This window comes from Kribbella sp. NPDC004138, assembly GCF_053603655.1.
The window spans coordinates 305,869-319,800 of the sequence record NZ_JBSGFZ010000001.1 but is presented as its reverse complement, the minus strand read 5'-3'; the positions used below and the strand labels follow the sequence as shown (position 1 = coordinate 319,800).

Below are 13,932 nucleotides of genomic sequence, written 5' to 3'. Positions count from 1 at the left end.
GGCGGCCACGTACTGTGAAGGCATGGAACGGCTCATCCGGTTCTGCCGTGCCTCGGCGCGGCATCCGCTGGTGCTGGACCTTGCGCTCGCCCTGACGATCCTGCTGATCAACCTGCTGGTGCCCGGCGGCAAGCACGTCGGCGAGCGGATCGAGCTGAACGCGACGGTCGTCGTCCTGGCCGTCGTGGGTGCCGTTGCGCTCACGTTCCGGCGACGGGCGCCGATCACCGTGCTGGTGGTCACGACGGGTGTTGCGATCGCCTTCGTCATCGCCGAGCAGGCCAAGAGCCCGATCGTGCTCTTCATGGGCGTCGCGGTCTTCACGGTCGTCCTGGCGAAGGACGACCGTCTGACCCGCTGCGTGGTGGTCATCGGCACGGCCCTGGCGACGCTGGTCGCCGAGGCCTTGTTCGTCAGCGGGGACGTGCTGGACAACCTCGGTCTGGTCTTCTTCGTGCTGTTCTCAGGCGCGATCGGCGAGGCGGTGCGGAACCGGCGCGCCTGGCTGATGGAGCTCGAGGAGCGGGCGCTGCGGGCCGAGCGGTCCCGCGACGAGGAGGCCCAGCGGCGGGTGATCGAGGAACGGTTGCGGATCGCGCACGAGCTGCACGACGTCATCGCCCACCACATCGCGCTGATGAACGTGCAGTCCGGCGTCGCGGCCCACGTCCTCCGGACCCAGCCCGACGAGGCCGAACGCGCCCTGGCCCTGGTCCGCTCCGGCGGCCGCACCGTGCTGCAGGAACTGACCGTTCTCCTCGGCGTACTCCGCCGTTCCGGCTCTCCGCTCCCGACCGCACCGGCCCCTTCGCTGAACGAGCTGGACGCCCTCATCCACTCCTTCACCGCCGCAGGCGTCGAGGTCAACTGGACCCCACCGCCGGCACTGGGCAAACTCCCGGAAGTCATAGAACTCACGGCCTACCGAGTCGTCCAGGAATCCCTGACCAACGTCCTCAAACACGCCCCCGGCGCCAGCGCCGACGTCCGCATCACCCGCACCCCGACCAGCCTGACGGTAGAGGTAACAGACACCGGCCCTCACCCCGCCGGCCCCGTCGTCACCCACCTGGGTGCGGGCCACGGTCTGATCGGGATGCGTGAGCGTGTCGCCGCCGTCGGCGGCACCCTACACACCGCGCCACGGGCATCAGGCGGGTTCGTCGTACGTGCTGTGCTTCCTCTGGAGACTGGAGTTGAAGGTGACGATCAGGGTGTTGCTGGCCGACGACCAGACGCTGATCCGGAGCGGGTTCCGGGTGCTGGTGAGTTCAGCGCCAGATCTGGAGGTCGTTGCTGAGGCCTCGAACGGGCGGGACGCGGTGGAGCTCGCGCGCTCCGAGCGGGCCGACGTGGTGCTGATGGACATCCGGATGCCCGAGGTCGACGGGCTCGCGGCGACCCGGATGATCACCGCGGACGAGGCGCTCGCGGGCGTGAAAGTGCTGATCCTGACCACGTTCGAGGTCGACGAGTACGTGTTCGACGCGATCCGCGCCGGCGCCAGCGGCTTTCTCGGCAAGAGCGTCGAACCGGCCGAGCTGATCGACGCCATCCGGGTGGTCGCCCGCGGCGACGCCCTGCTGTCCCCGAAGGCGGTCCGGGGCCTGATGAACCGCTTCCTGGCCGAACCCACCGCCGGGCACGCGATCGGCGCCGGCATCCTCGACGCGCTCACCGACCGCGAGCGCGAGATCGTCGGCCTGGTCGCCCTCGGCCTGTCCAACGACGAGATCGCCGACCGCCTGGTGCTCTCCCCGTCGACGGCGAAGACCCACGTGAACCGCGCGATGGTGAAACTCGACTGCCGCGACCGCGCGCAGCTCGTCGTCCTGGCGTACCAGACGGGCCTCGTGCGTCCCGGCGTACCGCAGCCGCGGTAGCCGGTACGGCGAACGCGGTACGCCGAGAAGCCCGCCACGGGCAGACGCGGGCGACGACGTGCCGCCGGAAGCATCGGCGGCATGGCTACGTATCTCTATCGCCTCGGCCGCTTCGCCTTCCGCCGGCGACGGTTCGTCGTGCTGATCTGGCTCGGGCTGCTCGCCGCGGGGATCGCGGGTGCGGCGACGCTGTCCGGCCCGACCGCCAACGGTTTCTCGATCCCCGGTACCGAGTCGCAGCGCGCCGCGGACCTGCTCAACGAGCGCTTCCCGCAGGCAGGCGCCGACGCCGCGACCGCCCGGATCGTGTTCCAGGCACCGGCCGGCCAGAAACTCACCGACACGCCCCCGGTCCGGCAGACCCTGGACCGGCTCGCCACCGCGCCGCAGGTCGCGCGCGTCGTGGACCCCTTCACCGCCAAGGCGATCTCCCCCGACGGACGCACCGGCTACGCGCAGGTCACCTACAAGGTCACCGCCCAGGAGGTCACCCCCGAGGCCCAAGAGGCCGTCGCCGCGGCGGTCGAACCGGCCCGCGCGGCCGGCTTCACCGTCGAGTACGGCGGGGACGCGATGCAGGCGCAGGGCGAGCAACAGCTCACCGAGGTGATCGGCATCGGTGTCGCCGCGGTCGTCCTGCTGATCACGTTCGGCTCGCTGATCGCCGCCGGCCTACCGTTGCTGTCGGCAATCATCGGCGTGGGCATCGGCGTCACCGCGATCTCGGCGATCAGCGGTTTCGTCGACATCGGTTCCGGAACGCCGATCCTCGCGCTGATGATCGGGCTCGCGGTGTCGATCGACTACGCGCTGTTCATCATGTCGCGCTACCGGCACGAGCTCAGCAGCGGGCTGGAGCCGGAGGAGGCGGTCGGCCGCGCGGTCGGTACCGCCGGATCGGCCGTGGTCTTCGCGGGCCTGACCGTGGTGATCGCACTGGCCGGCTTGTTCGTGGTCGACATCCCGTTCCTCACTCAGATGGGCCTCGCGGCCGCGTTCACCGTGGTCATCGCGGTCGCGATCGCGCTCACGCTGTTGCCGGCGCTGCTCGGGTTCGCCGGGCGGCGCGTGCTCGGCGGCCGGATCCCCGGTCTGCGCGGCGGCGATCCGGAAGCGGCCGGACGGTCGACGGCCGGACGCCGGTGGGCAGGGTTCGTCACCCGGCGACCGCTGGCCGTGCTGCTGGTGACAGTCATCGGTCTCGGCACGCTGGCGATCCCGGCGACCGACCTCGAACTCGGGCTGCCCGACGACAGTACGGCGGCACCCGATTCCACGCAGCGCAAGGCGTACGAGCTGCTCTCGGAGGGCTTCGGGCCCGGGTTCAACGGCCCGCTGATGGTCGTGGTGGACGCCGGAGCGTCTCCCGATCCGCGCGCCGCGGCAACGGCTACCGCGTCCGCCGTACGTGGGCTGCCGGACGTCACGATGGTCACGCCCCCGGTCTTCAACCCGGCCGGGAACACCGCGCTGCTGACGGTGATCCCGTCGAGCGGACCGAGTACGCAGGCGACCAAGGACCTGGTCACGGCGATCCGGTCGATGCCCGACAGCGGCCGCGCCGAGGTGGCGGTCACCGGGGCGACCGCGGTCAGCATCGACATCTCGGACAAGCTCGGCGGCGCGTTGCTGCCGTACCTGTCGCTGATCGTCGGGCTCGCGTTCCTGCTGCTGATGCTGGTGTTCCGCTCGATCCTGGTGCCGCTGAAGGCGACGCTCGGGTTCCTGCTGACCGTGGTGGCGACGTTCGGCGCCCTGGTCGCGGTGTTCCAGTGGGGCTGGCTGGCCGGGCTGTTCGGGATCGAGGGGCAGACCGGGCCGGTGATCAGCATGCTGCCGATCTTCCTGATCGGTGTCGTGTTCGGGCTCGCGATGGACTACCAGATCTTCCTGGTGACCCGGATGCGCGAGGAACACGTGCACGGCGCGGCGCCGCGGACGGCCGTCGTCGACGGGTTCTCGCACGGAGCCCGGGTGGTTACGGCGGCGGCAGTGATCATGACGGCGGTCTTCTCCGGGTTCATCCTGTCCGGCGAGACGCTGATCCGCGAGATGGGCTTCGGCCTGGCCCTCGCGGTCGCGCTCGACGCGTTCGTGGTCCGGATGACCGTCGTACCGGCCGTGATGGCGCTGCTCGGCCGGCGAGCCTGGTACCTCCCCCGCTGGCTCGATCGCCTCCTCCCCAACGTCGACGTCGAAGGCGAAACCCTGCGCAGGAACCTCCCGCCCGTCCCCGCGCCGAAGGAACCCGAACCGGCCCACTGAACCGGTTGGGTGATGGCGGCCACTGACAGAAGCCCGGATGGGCCGGATCATGGCCGCCATGTGGCGGGAAATGATGAAGTCGAAGGTGCACCGGGCGACCGTGACGCAGGCGGACCTGGACTATGTCGGGTCGTGCACGCTGGACGCCGACCTGATGGCGGCGGCCGACCTGCTGCCGGGTGAGAAGGTGGACATCGTCGACATCACCAACGGCGCGCGGCTGTCGACGTACCTGATCGAGGGACCGCGCGGGTCCGGGATCGTCGGCATCAACGGCGCGGCGGCGCACCTGATCCATCCGGGCGACCTGGTGATTCTGATCGCGTACGGGATGTTCGACACCGCCGAGGCCAAGGTCTTCGAACCGAGCGTAGTCTTCGTGGACGAGCACAATGCGATCACCCGCATCGGCTCCGACCCCGCCGAGGCGCTGCCCGACAGCGGCACGCTGCGCGGGGACGAACTGCACCCGTAGCGCCACGAACCGCTGAGATGAGGACTGGTCGACGATGACCGAGAACGCTGCCGAGAACGCCGCGCCGAAGACCGCGTCGCACGACAACGAGCCGAGCCCGAAGCTGCGCGCGTTCATGAATTCCGGCTGGGCCGACTCCGAGCGGCACGATCTGTCACTGAGCGATGCCGGGGTGTGGGCGGCGAAGCGCCGGGACGCGCTGTCCCAGGCGTTCCCGGGCGAGCGTCTGGTGATCCCGGCCGGCACCTACAAGGTCCGCTCGAACGACACCGACTACGTTTTCCGCCCGCACACCGACTACGTCTGGCTGACCGGCAGCCAGACCTCCGACGCGGTGCTCGTCCTGGAGCCGAACGGCACCACCGGCCACGACGCCGTGCTGTACTTCCGCCCGCGCGCCGACCGCTCGCAGGGCGAGGAGTTCTGGCGCGACCGGATGTACGGCGAGCTGTGGGCCGGGCGGCGGCCGTCGCTGACCGAGACCGCGAAGGAGTTCGGGATCGAGACGCGGCACGTCGACCAGCTGGCCGACGCGCTGAAGAGCGACGTACCGACGCGGGTGCGGCGCGACGAGGACCAGTCGATCGCCGCGCTGCTGACCGGCGCCCGCACCGACGACCTCAAGGACAACGAGCTGGCGGCGACGCTGTCGGAGCTGCGGCTGGTCAAGGACGCGTACGAGCTCGAGCAGCTGCGGGACGCGGTCGCGATCACCCACCGCGGCTTCTCCGACGTCCTCGCCGAGATGGACAAGGTCCGGCAGTACGGCGAACGCTGGATCGAGGGCACATTCTGGCGCCGGGCCCGGGCCGAGGGCAACGACGTCGGCTACACGTCGATCGCCGCGGCCGGTCCGCACGCGACCACGCTGCACTGGATCGAGAACGACGGCCCGGTGAACGACGGCACGCTGATGCTGCTCGACATGGGTGTGGAGAACCGGCAGCTGTACACCGCCGACATCACCCGGACGCTGCCGGTGAACGGCGAGTTCACGCCGCGCCAGCGGGACCTGTACCAGCTCGTCCTGGACGCGCAGAACGCCGGGATCGCAGCGCTCACGCCGGGGGCCGCGTTCCGCGCCGGGCACGAGGCCGCGATGGAGGTCATCGTCCGCGGTCTCGACGCGATGGAGCTGCTGCCGGTGTCGGCGGAGGAGGCGCTCGACCCGGAGAGCCGGCTGTACCAGCGCTACACGCTGCACGGCGTCAGCCACATGCTCGGCCTCGACGTGCACGACTGCGCCGCGGCCCGCGACGAGAACTACCGCAAGGGCAACGTCCAGCCCGGCTACGTCCTCACCGTCGAGCCCGGCCTGTACTTCCAGTCCGACGACCTGACCGTCCCCGAGGACCTGCGCGGTATCGGCATCCGCATCGAGGACGACATCCTGATCACCGACAACGGCCCGGAGAACCTCTCCGAGGCCATGCCCCGCACCGTCGACGGCATCCAGAACTGGATGGCCTCCTAGCCCGAGTCTGGTAGGAAGAGCCGGTGCACATCATCGGGAGCGAGCTGACGGCAGCGCAGTTGTACGACGTGCTCCGGTTGCGCGTCGACGTGTTCGTCGTCGAGCAGGAGTGTGCGTACCCGGAGCTGGACGGGCGTGACCTGCTCGCCGGTACGCATCACCTGTGGATCGAGGAGCAGGGCGCGATCCAGTCGTACCTGCGGTTGCTGACCGAGCCCGGCCGGATGCGGATCGGCCGGGTGGCGACCGCCGCGCAGGCCCGCGGCCGGGGGCTGGCGGCGCAGCTCATGAAGGACGCCCTGGAGATCGTCGGCGACACCGGCAGCGTCCTCGACGCGCAGACGTACGCCCAGGGCTTCTACGAGAAGTTCGGTTACGTTGCCGAGGGCCCCGAGTTCGTCGAGGACGGCATCCCGCACCGGACCATGTGGCGACGGGTGCGCTGATCCCACCACCTGATCCAACCGCCTGATCCAGCGCCCGGCGTCGGGCGCCGGATCAGGTGGCGGGTCGTCCTACCAGATGCGGACGCGGTCCTCCGGGGCGAGCCACATGCCGTCGGAGTCGGTCGTCCGGTAGGTGGTGTGGAACGCGTCGATGTTCTTCACCACCGCGTTGCAGCGGAACTCCGGCGGGGAGTGCGGGTCGATCGTGAGGCGGCGGGCGGCTTCCTCGGGACGGGTCTTGGTGGCCCAGGCATGCGCCCACGCGGCGAAGAACCGTCCGCTGCCGGCCTCATCGGCCTCGCCGCCGTCCAGGGACAACTGGTAGGCGACGTACGCGATCGACAGGCCGCCGAGGTCGCCGATGTTCTCGCCGAGGGTGAGCTTGCCGTTCACCTTCTGGCCGGGGGTCTCGGCCGGCTCGAGCGCGTCGTACTGCGCGACGAGCTTGTCGGTGCGCTGCTCGAAGGCCTTGCGGTCCTCGTCGGTCCACCAGTCGTTCAGGTTGCCGTCCGCGTCGTACCGCGAGCCCTGGTCGTCGAAGCCGTGGCCGATCTCGTGGCCGATCACCGCACCGATCGCGCCGTAGTTCGTCGCGTCGTCGGCGACCAGGTCGAAGAACGGCGGCTGCAGGATGCCGGCCGGGAAGACGATCTCGTTCATCCGCGGGTTGTAGTAGGCGTTGACCGTCTGCGGCGTCATCCGCCACTCGTTCCGGTCGACCGGCTTGCCGAGCTTGGCCAGGTCACGCGCGGTCTCCACCGCGACCGACCGGCGGACGTTGCCGAACAGGTCGGCCGGGTCGATCTCGAGGGCCGAGTAGTCCTTCCACTCGTCCGGGTACCCGATCTTCGGCACGAAGGTGCCGAGCTTCTCGAGCGCGTGCTGCTTGGTGTCCGGACCCATCCAGTCCAGCGCCTCGATCCGCTGCCGGTAGGCGGCGACCAGGTTCTGCACGAGGTCGACCATGCGGGCCTTGGCGTCCGGCGGGAAGTGCTCCGCGACATACAGCTTGCCGAGCGCCTCGCCGAGCGCCGACTCGACCGCGCCGACGCCGCGCTTCCAGCGCTCCCGCAGCTCGGGTGCACCGGTCAGGGTCCTGCCGTAAAAGGCGAAGTTCTCGTTGACGAAGGCCTGGCTCAGCAGCGGCGCGGCACTGTGCACGATCCGCCAGGCGAGCCACTCCTTCCACCGGTCGATCCCGACCTCCTGCAGCGCGGTCGCGGCCGCGGTCAGGTAGTCCGGCTCGCGGACCACGACCTCGGCGAACGCGCTCTCCGGCACGCCGGCGCCGGCCAGCCAGGTCGCCCAGTCGAAGCCGGGTGTCAGCTCGTCGAGCCCGGCCCGGTCGAGCTTGTTGTACGTCAGCTGCACGTCCCGGTCCTTGACCCGGTCCCAGTGCGAGCCGGCCAGCCGGGTCTCCAGCTCCAGGATCCGCTCGGCCGCGGCGGTCGCGTCGGACAGCCCGGCGAGCTCCAGCATGGTCGCCACGTGCGCGACGTACGCCGTCCGGATCTCGGCGAAGGTGTCCTCGCGGTAGTACGACTCGTCGGGCAGGCTGAGGCCGCCCTGGGTCAGGTGGATGATGTTCTCGTCGGACTTCTTCGCGTCGGCGTCGACCCAGTAGTGGAAGACACCCGGCACGCCCTGCAGCTCGAGCTGCCCGAGGACCGACACCAGTCCGGCCACGTCGGTCACGCCCTCGACGAGGGCGAGCTGGCCCGCGATCGGCTCGGCGCCGAGGCGCTCGACCGTCTCGGTGTCCATGAAGCTGCTGTAGAGGTCGGCGATCTTGCGCGGCTCGCTGCCTTCCGGATGCCCGGCGGCGACGGTCTTCTCGACGATCGCGCGGACGTCCTGCTCGGCGCTGTCCCAGAGCGCGTGGAACGCGCCGTGGATCGCCTTGTCCGCGGGAATCTCGTGCTCCGCGAGCCACGTCCCGTTCACGAAGCGGTACAGATCGTCCTGCGGGCGAACCGCCGCCGAGTCGTCGATTCCTGCTGTCATCCTGACCCCTTGTCCCAAGTCGAGTTGCTGTCAGCGAACATACCCGGTTCGCGAATCCGCCGGTCAGAACTATCCACAAGACGCGGCGTACTTCACCGACTCACAGCAGCCGGTCTTCTACAAGCTCTCCGGCGGAAGGCCGAGTCGATCCCGACGACTTCCGCACCGCCGCCGACCGTCCTACGGTGGGCCGAAGGGGAGGAATCATGAACAACCGGCATGTCCGTCATGTGATGGCCGCTCTCGGCCTGCCCGTCCTGCTGATGGGCCTCGTCTCCACGTCGGCGGCCGCCTCCGGTGAACCAGCGCCGGGGCCGGCCGTCGTCAAGCAATCGGTCTACGACTCACCGTGCGACAAGGTCCGCTTCGGGACCGCGCAGACGTCCCGGCAGTCCAAGGTGTTCCCGACCCGGATCGACCTGCCGAACGGCTTCCAGCCCGAAGGCATCGCGATCAGCCGGGCCACGGCGTACTTCGGCTCGCTGGTCGACGGTGACATCTACGCCGCCTCGCTGCGGACCGGACGCGGGAAGGTGATCAGCCAGGGACCCGGTACTCCGTCGGTCGGTCTGAAGGCGGACAACCGCGGTCGGCTGTGGATCGCCGGCGGTCCGAGCGGGACGGCCCGCGTCGTCGACATCCGGACCGGCAAGATCCTGAAGAGCTACACGCTGACCACCGAGACGGCGACGTTCGTGAACGACGTCGTCCTGAGCCGGACCAGCGCCTGGTTCACCGACTCCAGCCGTCCGGTCGTCTACCAGGTGCCGATCGGCCGCCACGGTCAGCTGCTGAACCGGGTGCGGACCGTCCCGCTGAGCGGCGACTACGTGCACGACCCGACCGGGTTCAACGGCAACGGCCTGACGCTGACCCCGGACGGCCGGGCGTTGATCATCGTGCAGTCGTCGACCGGGTTCCTGTTCCGGGTCGATCCGCGGACGGGTGTCACGAAGCGCGTCGACCTCGGCGGCACGCTGATGACGAACGGCGACGGCATGCTGCTGCTCCGCCGCACGCTGTACGTCGTGCAGAACTTCTCCAACCAGGTCGCCGTCGTGCAGCTGAACAAGGCCGGAACGGCGGGCCGGCAGGTCCGGACCATCACCGATCCGGGCTTCGACGTCCCGACGACCGCGGCCGCGTTCGGTCACCGGCTCTACCTGGCGAACGCCCGGTTCAGCACCCCGCCGACGCCGACCACGCTCTACTGGGCCACGGCGGTCCGGCGCTGACGGTCAGCTGAATGGACAGCTGACGGTCAGCGACACGTTCACAATCCGTCCTGGTCGTGCCAGTGGTGCTGCCAGCGGGCGTCGACGGCGTCGTCGGCGCGCTGGTAGCGGATGTCGGTCGACAGGCGCATGTCCGTCGACACGTTGTCGAGAGCCGCGTGGACGGTGTGCGCGGTGTGGACGACGACATCTCCGGCCGCGTAGTCGGTGACCAGCCAGTTGGCGTCGTACTGCGTCGCCAGTGCGGGCAGGTCCGCGGTGATGGACACGGCCGGCCGTTTCAGCCGACCAGCCGCCTCTTCCTCGAGCACTCTGTGGTGGCTGCCTTCCAGATAGGTCAGGCCACCGCGGCTGACCGGGCACTCACCCAGTGGGATCCAGGCGGACAACACCTGGTCGCTTCCGCCGCGCAGGTACACCAGGTCGTAGTGCGCTTGCGTCGCTGTACCGATGCCGTTCTCACCCGGCGCCGTCTGGCGGATGATCTTCCGCCGGTGCAGGAACGGCTGACCACCGAGGAACCACTCGAACCAGCCCTTCAACGCCGGCTGCGCACAGAACGCCGCATACTCCGCTCCCGGCACGATCTCCTCGAACAGCACCTTCCGGTACGACGCCCTGTCCGCGGCGGCACCCGTCAACCCGAAGTAGTACTCCCGGAACGCCCACACCGCCGCAGGGTCGAGCAGTCCGGTCAGAAACAGGTATCCGTCGCGCTGCAGCCTGGAGCGCAACGCGGTCCGATCCCCCCGCTCTGCCTCGGGCACCGCAACCAGTTCACCCAACCGCCGCTCATCGAGCACGTATCCGTTTGACGTCAGCACGCCTCCATTCCACCGGCGTACCGCGCTCAGCGGAATGGACACCCGGTACCGGCTTCTTGGACTCTTGTAGTCGTGCAGAACTGGTCGACCTACCTGACCCCAGGGGCTGTCGAGCATCAGCTTGGACTCTTCTGTCTCGGCGTCGGGGAGCAGACACACGGCCCGGGCGCCGCTGCGGAGCGCGCTCTCGGCTGCCACGCGCTCGTCTGGCTCAAGGAGGGCCGGGGCGAGCTGCTGCACGGCCCTGACCGCGAGCTGTACGAGGTGCGCGCACCCGCCCTGCTGACGTTGTTTCCCGGCGTACTGCACGGCTACCGCCCCAGCACACGCTGGCGCCAGGCGTGGACGCTGTTCAGTGGACTCGCGACCGAAGCGCTCACCTCACTCGGGCATCTCGATCCCAGCCGACCGGTCCGCCGGTACGGCGATCCGCGTCCGATCGACCGCGTGTTCAGGCGCCTGCTCCGCGTCAGCACGCAGCACAACGCCGTACAGCTCACCGGAGCGCTCTACGACCTGATCGGCCACGCCGGCACGACCGCGGGTGACGGTGTCGCCGCGCGACTCGCGGAGCTGGCGTGTACACCGATGAGCATTCAGGACTACGCCAGTGAGCTCGGACTCACGGTCAGCGAGCTGCGCGACGCAGTACGTCGTACGACGGGCTCAACCCCGCATGAACTCGTCCTGAACACCAGACTGAGCTCTGCAAAGGTTTTGCTCGCCGAAGAGGACCTGTCCGTGGCCGCGGTCGCGCGGCGGGTCGGGTACGACGATCCGGCGTACTTCAGTCGCCTCTTCACCGCCAGGGTGGGGATGTCGCCGGTCGCGTTCCGCCGGTCCGGTTCGATCTCGGGGCGGATTTCCTCCCTTTGACGGAGGCGCCGTCGACTTTCCGACGTGTAAAACCATTCACTGGGGTGACGTGTTTCGGCGCCGGGCACCGATACGGTCGTGGCCATGAGTGAAACGCAGCCCATCGACCCGCGATACGCGAACCCGTCGCGACGCCCGAAGAAGCGCCGCAACTGGTTCCTCCGGACCGTCGGACTGATCGTCCTGCTGTTCGTCCTCATGCTGATCGCGGTACCGCTCTACGCGTGGAGCCGGATCGACAAGATCGAGGCGATGCCGACCGGTCAGCGGCCGGCCGAGACGCCCGGCACGACGTACCTGATGGTCGGGTCGGACGCCCGCGAGGACCTCAGCCGGGCCGAGCGCGCACGGCTGCACACCGGCGGTGACGCGGGACCGCCGCGGACCGACTCGATCATGCTGATGCACGTCCCGAAGTCCGGGCCGACGGTGCTGATCAGCATCCCGCGCGACAGCGCGGTCAACATCCCCGGCGTCGACGGCAGGCAGAAGATCAACGCCGCCTTCAACAAGGGCCCGGCGTTGCTGATCCAGACCATCGAGAACAACACCGGGCTGCGGATCGACCACTACGTCGAGGTCGGCTTCGGCGGCTTCGCGTCGGTGATCGACAGCGTCGGCGGCATCAACATGTGTTTGCCGAAGGCAATGAAGGACAAGGACGCGCACATCGACCTGCCGGCTGGTTGCCAGGAGCTCGACGGCGTGAACGCGCTCGGCTACGTGCGGTCCCGCAAGGCCGACGGCAAGAACGACTTCGGCCGCACCGAGCGGCAGCGGCAGATGGTCGGCGCGGTCGCGAAGAAGGCCGCCTCGCCGTCGACGTTCCTGAACCCGGTCCGGTACTTCAACGTCGCGACCAAGGGCGTCGACGCCCTGACCGTGGACCAGGACATGAGCCTGTTCGACTTCGTCCGGTTCGCGCGCGGCATGCAGGCGATCTCCGGCAGCGGCGGTGTCGCGCTGAGCGTGCCGACGAGCGACGACAACTACGGCCTGTGCTGCAACCGGGGTTCCGCGGTGAAATGGGACACGGCCAAGGCGAAGGCTCTCTTCGACGCCATCAAGAACGACAACACCACCGGCCTGAAGAGCAGTTGACCCTCCTCGTCCACGCGGTGGTGAGCCTGGGGATGCTCATCGTCGTACCCCTCGGCCTCACCCTCCTCCCGACGCGAACCACCAGCACGCGCTGGTGGTTCGCGTTCGCCGTTCCCGGAGCAGTCGCGCTGTGGCTGCCGCGCGGCGCGGTGTCGATCACCCTGGCGTCCATCTACCTCACCGGGACACTCGTCCTGATCGGACTGGCCGCGCGGCATTTCCTCGAGCAGAGAACACTCAGACCGCGACAAGTGGCTCTGTACACCGCACTGGCCACTCCGTCGATCGCAGCGCTCGCACTGCTCGCGGAGCGTGCGTCGTACGAGCTGTTCGGCTTCAGCCTGACCGTCCTGTCGCTGACAGTCGCCCACTTCCACTTCGCGGGCTTCGCGGCCGCGCTGATGGCGTACCTGGCGGCTGACGGTCTGGCGGCTGTGAGCGTTCCGCTGGGTACTGCGATCGTTCTGCTCGGGTTCTTCCTCGGCGACCCGGTGGAGCTTGCGGGAGCCGTCGTACTGACCGCCGGCATGTGGCTGGTCGGCTGGAACCTGTGGCGGCGGTCGCGGCGGACGGACCGGACAACAGGCGTGCTGCTGGTCGTGTCCGGCTCGGTGCTTGTGCTGACGATGCTGCTGGCCGTCAGTTGGGCACTGGGACATGTGGTGGACACGCCGTACCTGCCACTGGAGTGGATGGTTGCCACGCACGGTGTGGCGAATGCGGTTGGCTTCGGGTTGTGCGGTGTGCTGGCGATGCGACGGGAAGGAGCCCGATGAGGCTGGAGGATCTGGCGAGGTTGCCGTTCACGTACGACGAGGTGGGCTGCACGGAGTACGACGAGACGCCCGAGGGTTATCACCGACTGGAGTACCGGGAGCGGATCGGCGCCGGGGACGAGGTGTTCCGGCGGGCTGCTGATGCGTTGCTGGCGTGGCGTATGCACCGCGCGGCCGGTATCCCGGTGACGGCGACGTCCACACCACCCGAGGTCGGCACCGACTCGCTCGGACGCCTCGGCCCCGGGCTGCTCGTCCCACCCCTCCGGACGCGCACCCAGCTCGGCCTGCCGATCCCGTGCCGCGTCGTCCGGGTCGTCGACGAGCCGGACCGCATCGGCTTCGCGTACGGCACCTTGCAGGGCCACCCCGAGGCCGGTGAGGAGTCCTTCCTCGTCACCCGTGACTCCGACGGCATCCACGTCACCATCCGCGCGTACAGCCGCGGAGCCACCTGGTACACCCGCGTCGCCGGCCCTCTCGCCCGCACGGCCCAGCACTACGCCGCCACCCGCTACGCGGCAGCCCTACGCCACCTGGCCGCATAGCAAAGGCCCCGCAAGCTCATACCTT

At 69.3% G+C, this 13,932-nt stretch carries 13 protein-coding genes; 11 read left to right on the top strand and 2 right to left on the bottom strand.

The features are described 5' to 3' along the window. Positions 1-22: 22 nt before the first annotated feature. The 6 genes from ACWEOO_RS01495 to ACWEOO_RS01470 all read left to right on the top strand — a co-directional run bounded on the left by ACWEOO_RS01495 (position 23) and on the right by ACWEOO_RS01470 (position 6,543). Positions 23-1,300 (top strand): sensor histidine kinase, encoded by a 1,278-nt coding sequence (locus ACWEOO_RS01495; protein ID WP_452141265.1) that lies wholly within the window; start codon positions 23-25, stop codon positions 1,298-1,300. After that, entirely contained in the window at positions 1,203-1,883 is a 681-nt protein-coding gene (locus tag ACWEOO_RS01490) for a response regulator transcription factor (RefSeq protein WP_363710233.1), read from the top strand. Before ACWEOO_RS01495 ends, ACWEOO_RS01490 begins: the two co-directional genes overlap by 98 nt. A gap of 81 nt (positions 1,884-1,964) precedes the next feature. Further along, complete coding sequence (locus ACWEOO_RS01485) at positions 1,965-4,148, top strand: MMPL family transporter (RefSeq protein WP_452141264.1); 2,184 nt, start codon at positions 1,965-1,967, stop codon at positions 4,146-4,148. A gap of 58 nt (positions 4,149-4,206) precedes the next feature. Then, a complete protein-coding gene (gene panD, locus ACWEOO_RS01480; RefSeq protein ID WP_363710231.1) occupies positions 4,207-4,623 on the top strand; it encodes an aspartate 1-decarboxylase in 417 nt (138 codons plus the stop codon). A gap of 34 nt (positions 4,624-4,657) precedes the next feature. After that, positions 4,658-6,097: an aminopeptidase P family protein gene (locus tag ACWEOO_RS01475; protein WP_452141263.1), complete on the top strand. Its 1,440-nt coding sequence runs from the start codon at positions 4,658-4,660 to the stop codon at positions 6,095-6,097. Positions 6,098-6,120: 23 nt separating this feature from the next. After that, a complete protein-coding gene (locus tag ACWEOO_RS01470) occupies positions 6,121-6,543 on the top strand; it encodes a GNAT family N-acetyltransferase (RefSeq protein WP_452141262.1) in 423 nt (140 codons plus the stop codon). Between the two features lie 69 nt (positions 6,544-6,612). Here ACWEOO_RS01470 and ACWEOO_RS01465 read toward each other — a convergent pair whose 3' ends face one another. After that, on the bottom strand, positions 6,613-8,547 hold the full coding sequence (locus ACWEOO_RS01465) for a M13 family metallopeptidase (protein ID WP_452141261.1): 1,935 nt from the start codon (positions 8,545-8,547) through the stop codon (positions 6,613-6,615). A gap of 206 nt (positions 8,548-8,753) precedes the next feature. Between ACWEOO_RS01465 and ACWEOO_RS01460 the strand changes: the two genes are divergently transcribed. Beyond that, positions 8,754-9,782, top strand: a complete 1,029-nt coding sequence (locus tag ACWEOO_RS01460; protein ID WP_452141260.1) for an SMP-30/gluconolactonase/LRE family protein — start codon at positions 8,754-8,756, stop codon at positions 9,780-9,782. 38 nt (positions 9,783-9,820) lie between these two features. On the opposite strand, the gene ACWEOO_RS01455 is transcribed toward ACWEOO_RS01460, so the two are convergent. Beyond that, the gene (locus ACWEOO_RS01455) at positions 9,821-10,567 is read right to left on the bottom strand and encodes a phytanoyl-CoA dioxygenase family protein (protein ID WP_452141259.1); all 747 of its coding nucleotides are present in this window, start codon (positions 10,565-10,567) and stop codon (positions 9,821-9,823) included. Between the two features lie 111 nt (positions 10,568-10,678). Here ACWEOO_RS01455 and ACWEOO_RS01450 point away from each other — a divergent pair, with 111 nt between their 5' ends. The 4 genes from ACWEOO_RS01450 (at position 10,679) to ACWEOO_RS01435 (ending at position 13,907) form a co-directional block, all read left to right on the top strand. Further along, positions 10,679-11,482, top strand: coding sequence for a helix-turn-helix domain-containing protein (locus ACWEOO_RS01450; RefSeq protein ID WP_452141258.1), 804 nt, complete (start codon positions 10,679-10,681; stop codon positions 11,480-11,482). An 84-nt stretch (positions 11,483-11,566) separates the two neighbouring features. Next, on the top strand, positions 11,567-12,583 hold the full coding sequence (locus ACWEOO_RS01445) for an LCP family protein (protein WP_359938419.1): 1,017 nt from the start codon (positions 11,567-11,569) through the stop codon (positions 12,581-12,583). Continuing rightward, positions 12,580-13,359 carry a YndJ family protein gene (locus ACWEOO_RS01440; RefSeq protein ID WP_452141257.1) on the top strand — a complete coding sequence of 260 codons (780 nt, stop codon included), beginning with the start codon at positions 12,580-12,582 and terminating at the stop codon, positions 13,357-13,359. Before ACWEOO_RS01445 ends, ACWEOO_RS01440 begins: the two co-directional genes overlap by 4 nt. Next, entirely contained in the window at positions 13,356-13,907 is a 552-nt protein-coding gene (locus ACWEOO_RS01435; RefSeq protein WP_452141256.1) for a DUF1990 family protein, read from the top strand. The genes ACWEOO_RS01440 and ACWEOO_RS01435 overlap by 4 nt, the downstream gene beginning before the upstream one ends. Positions 13,908-13,932: the final 25 nt, after the last annotated feature.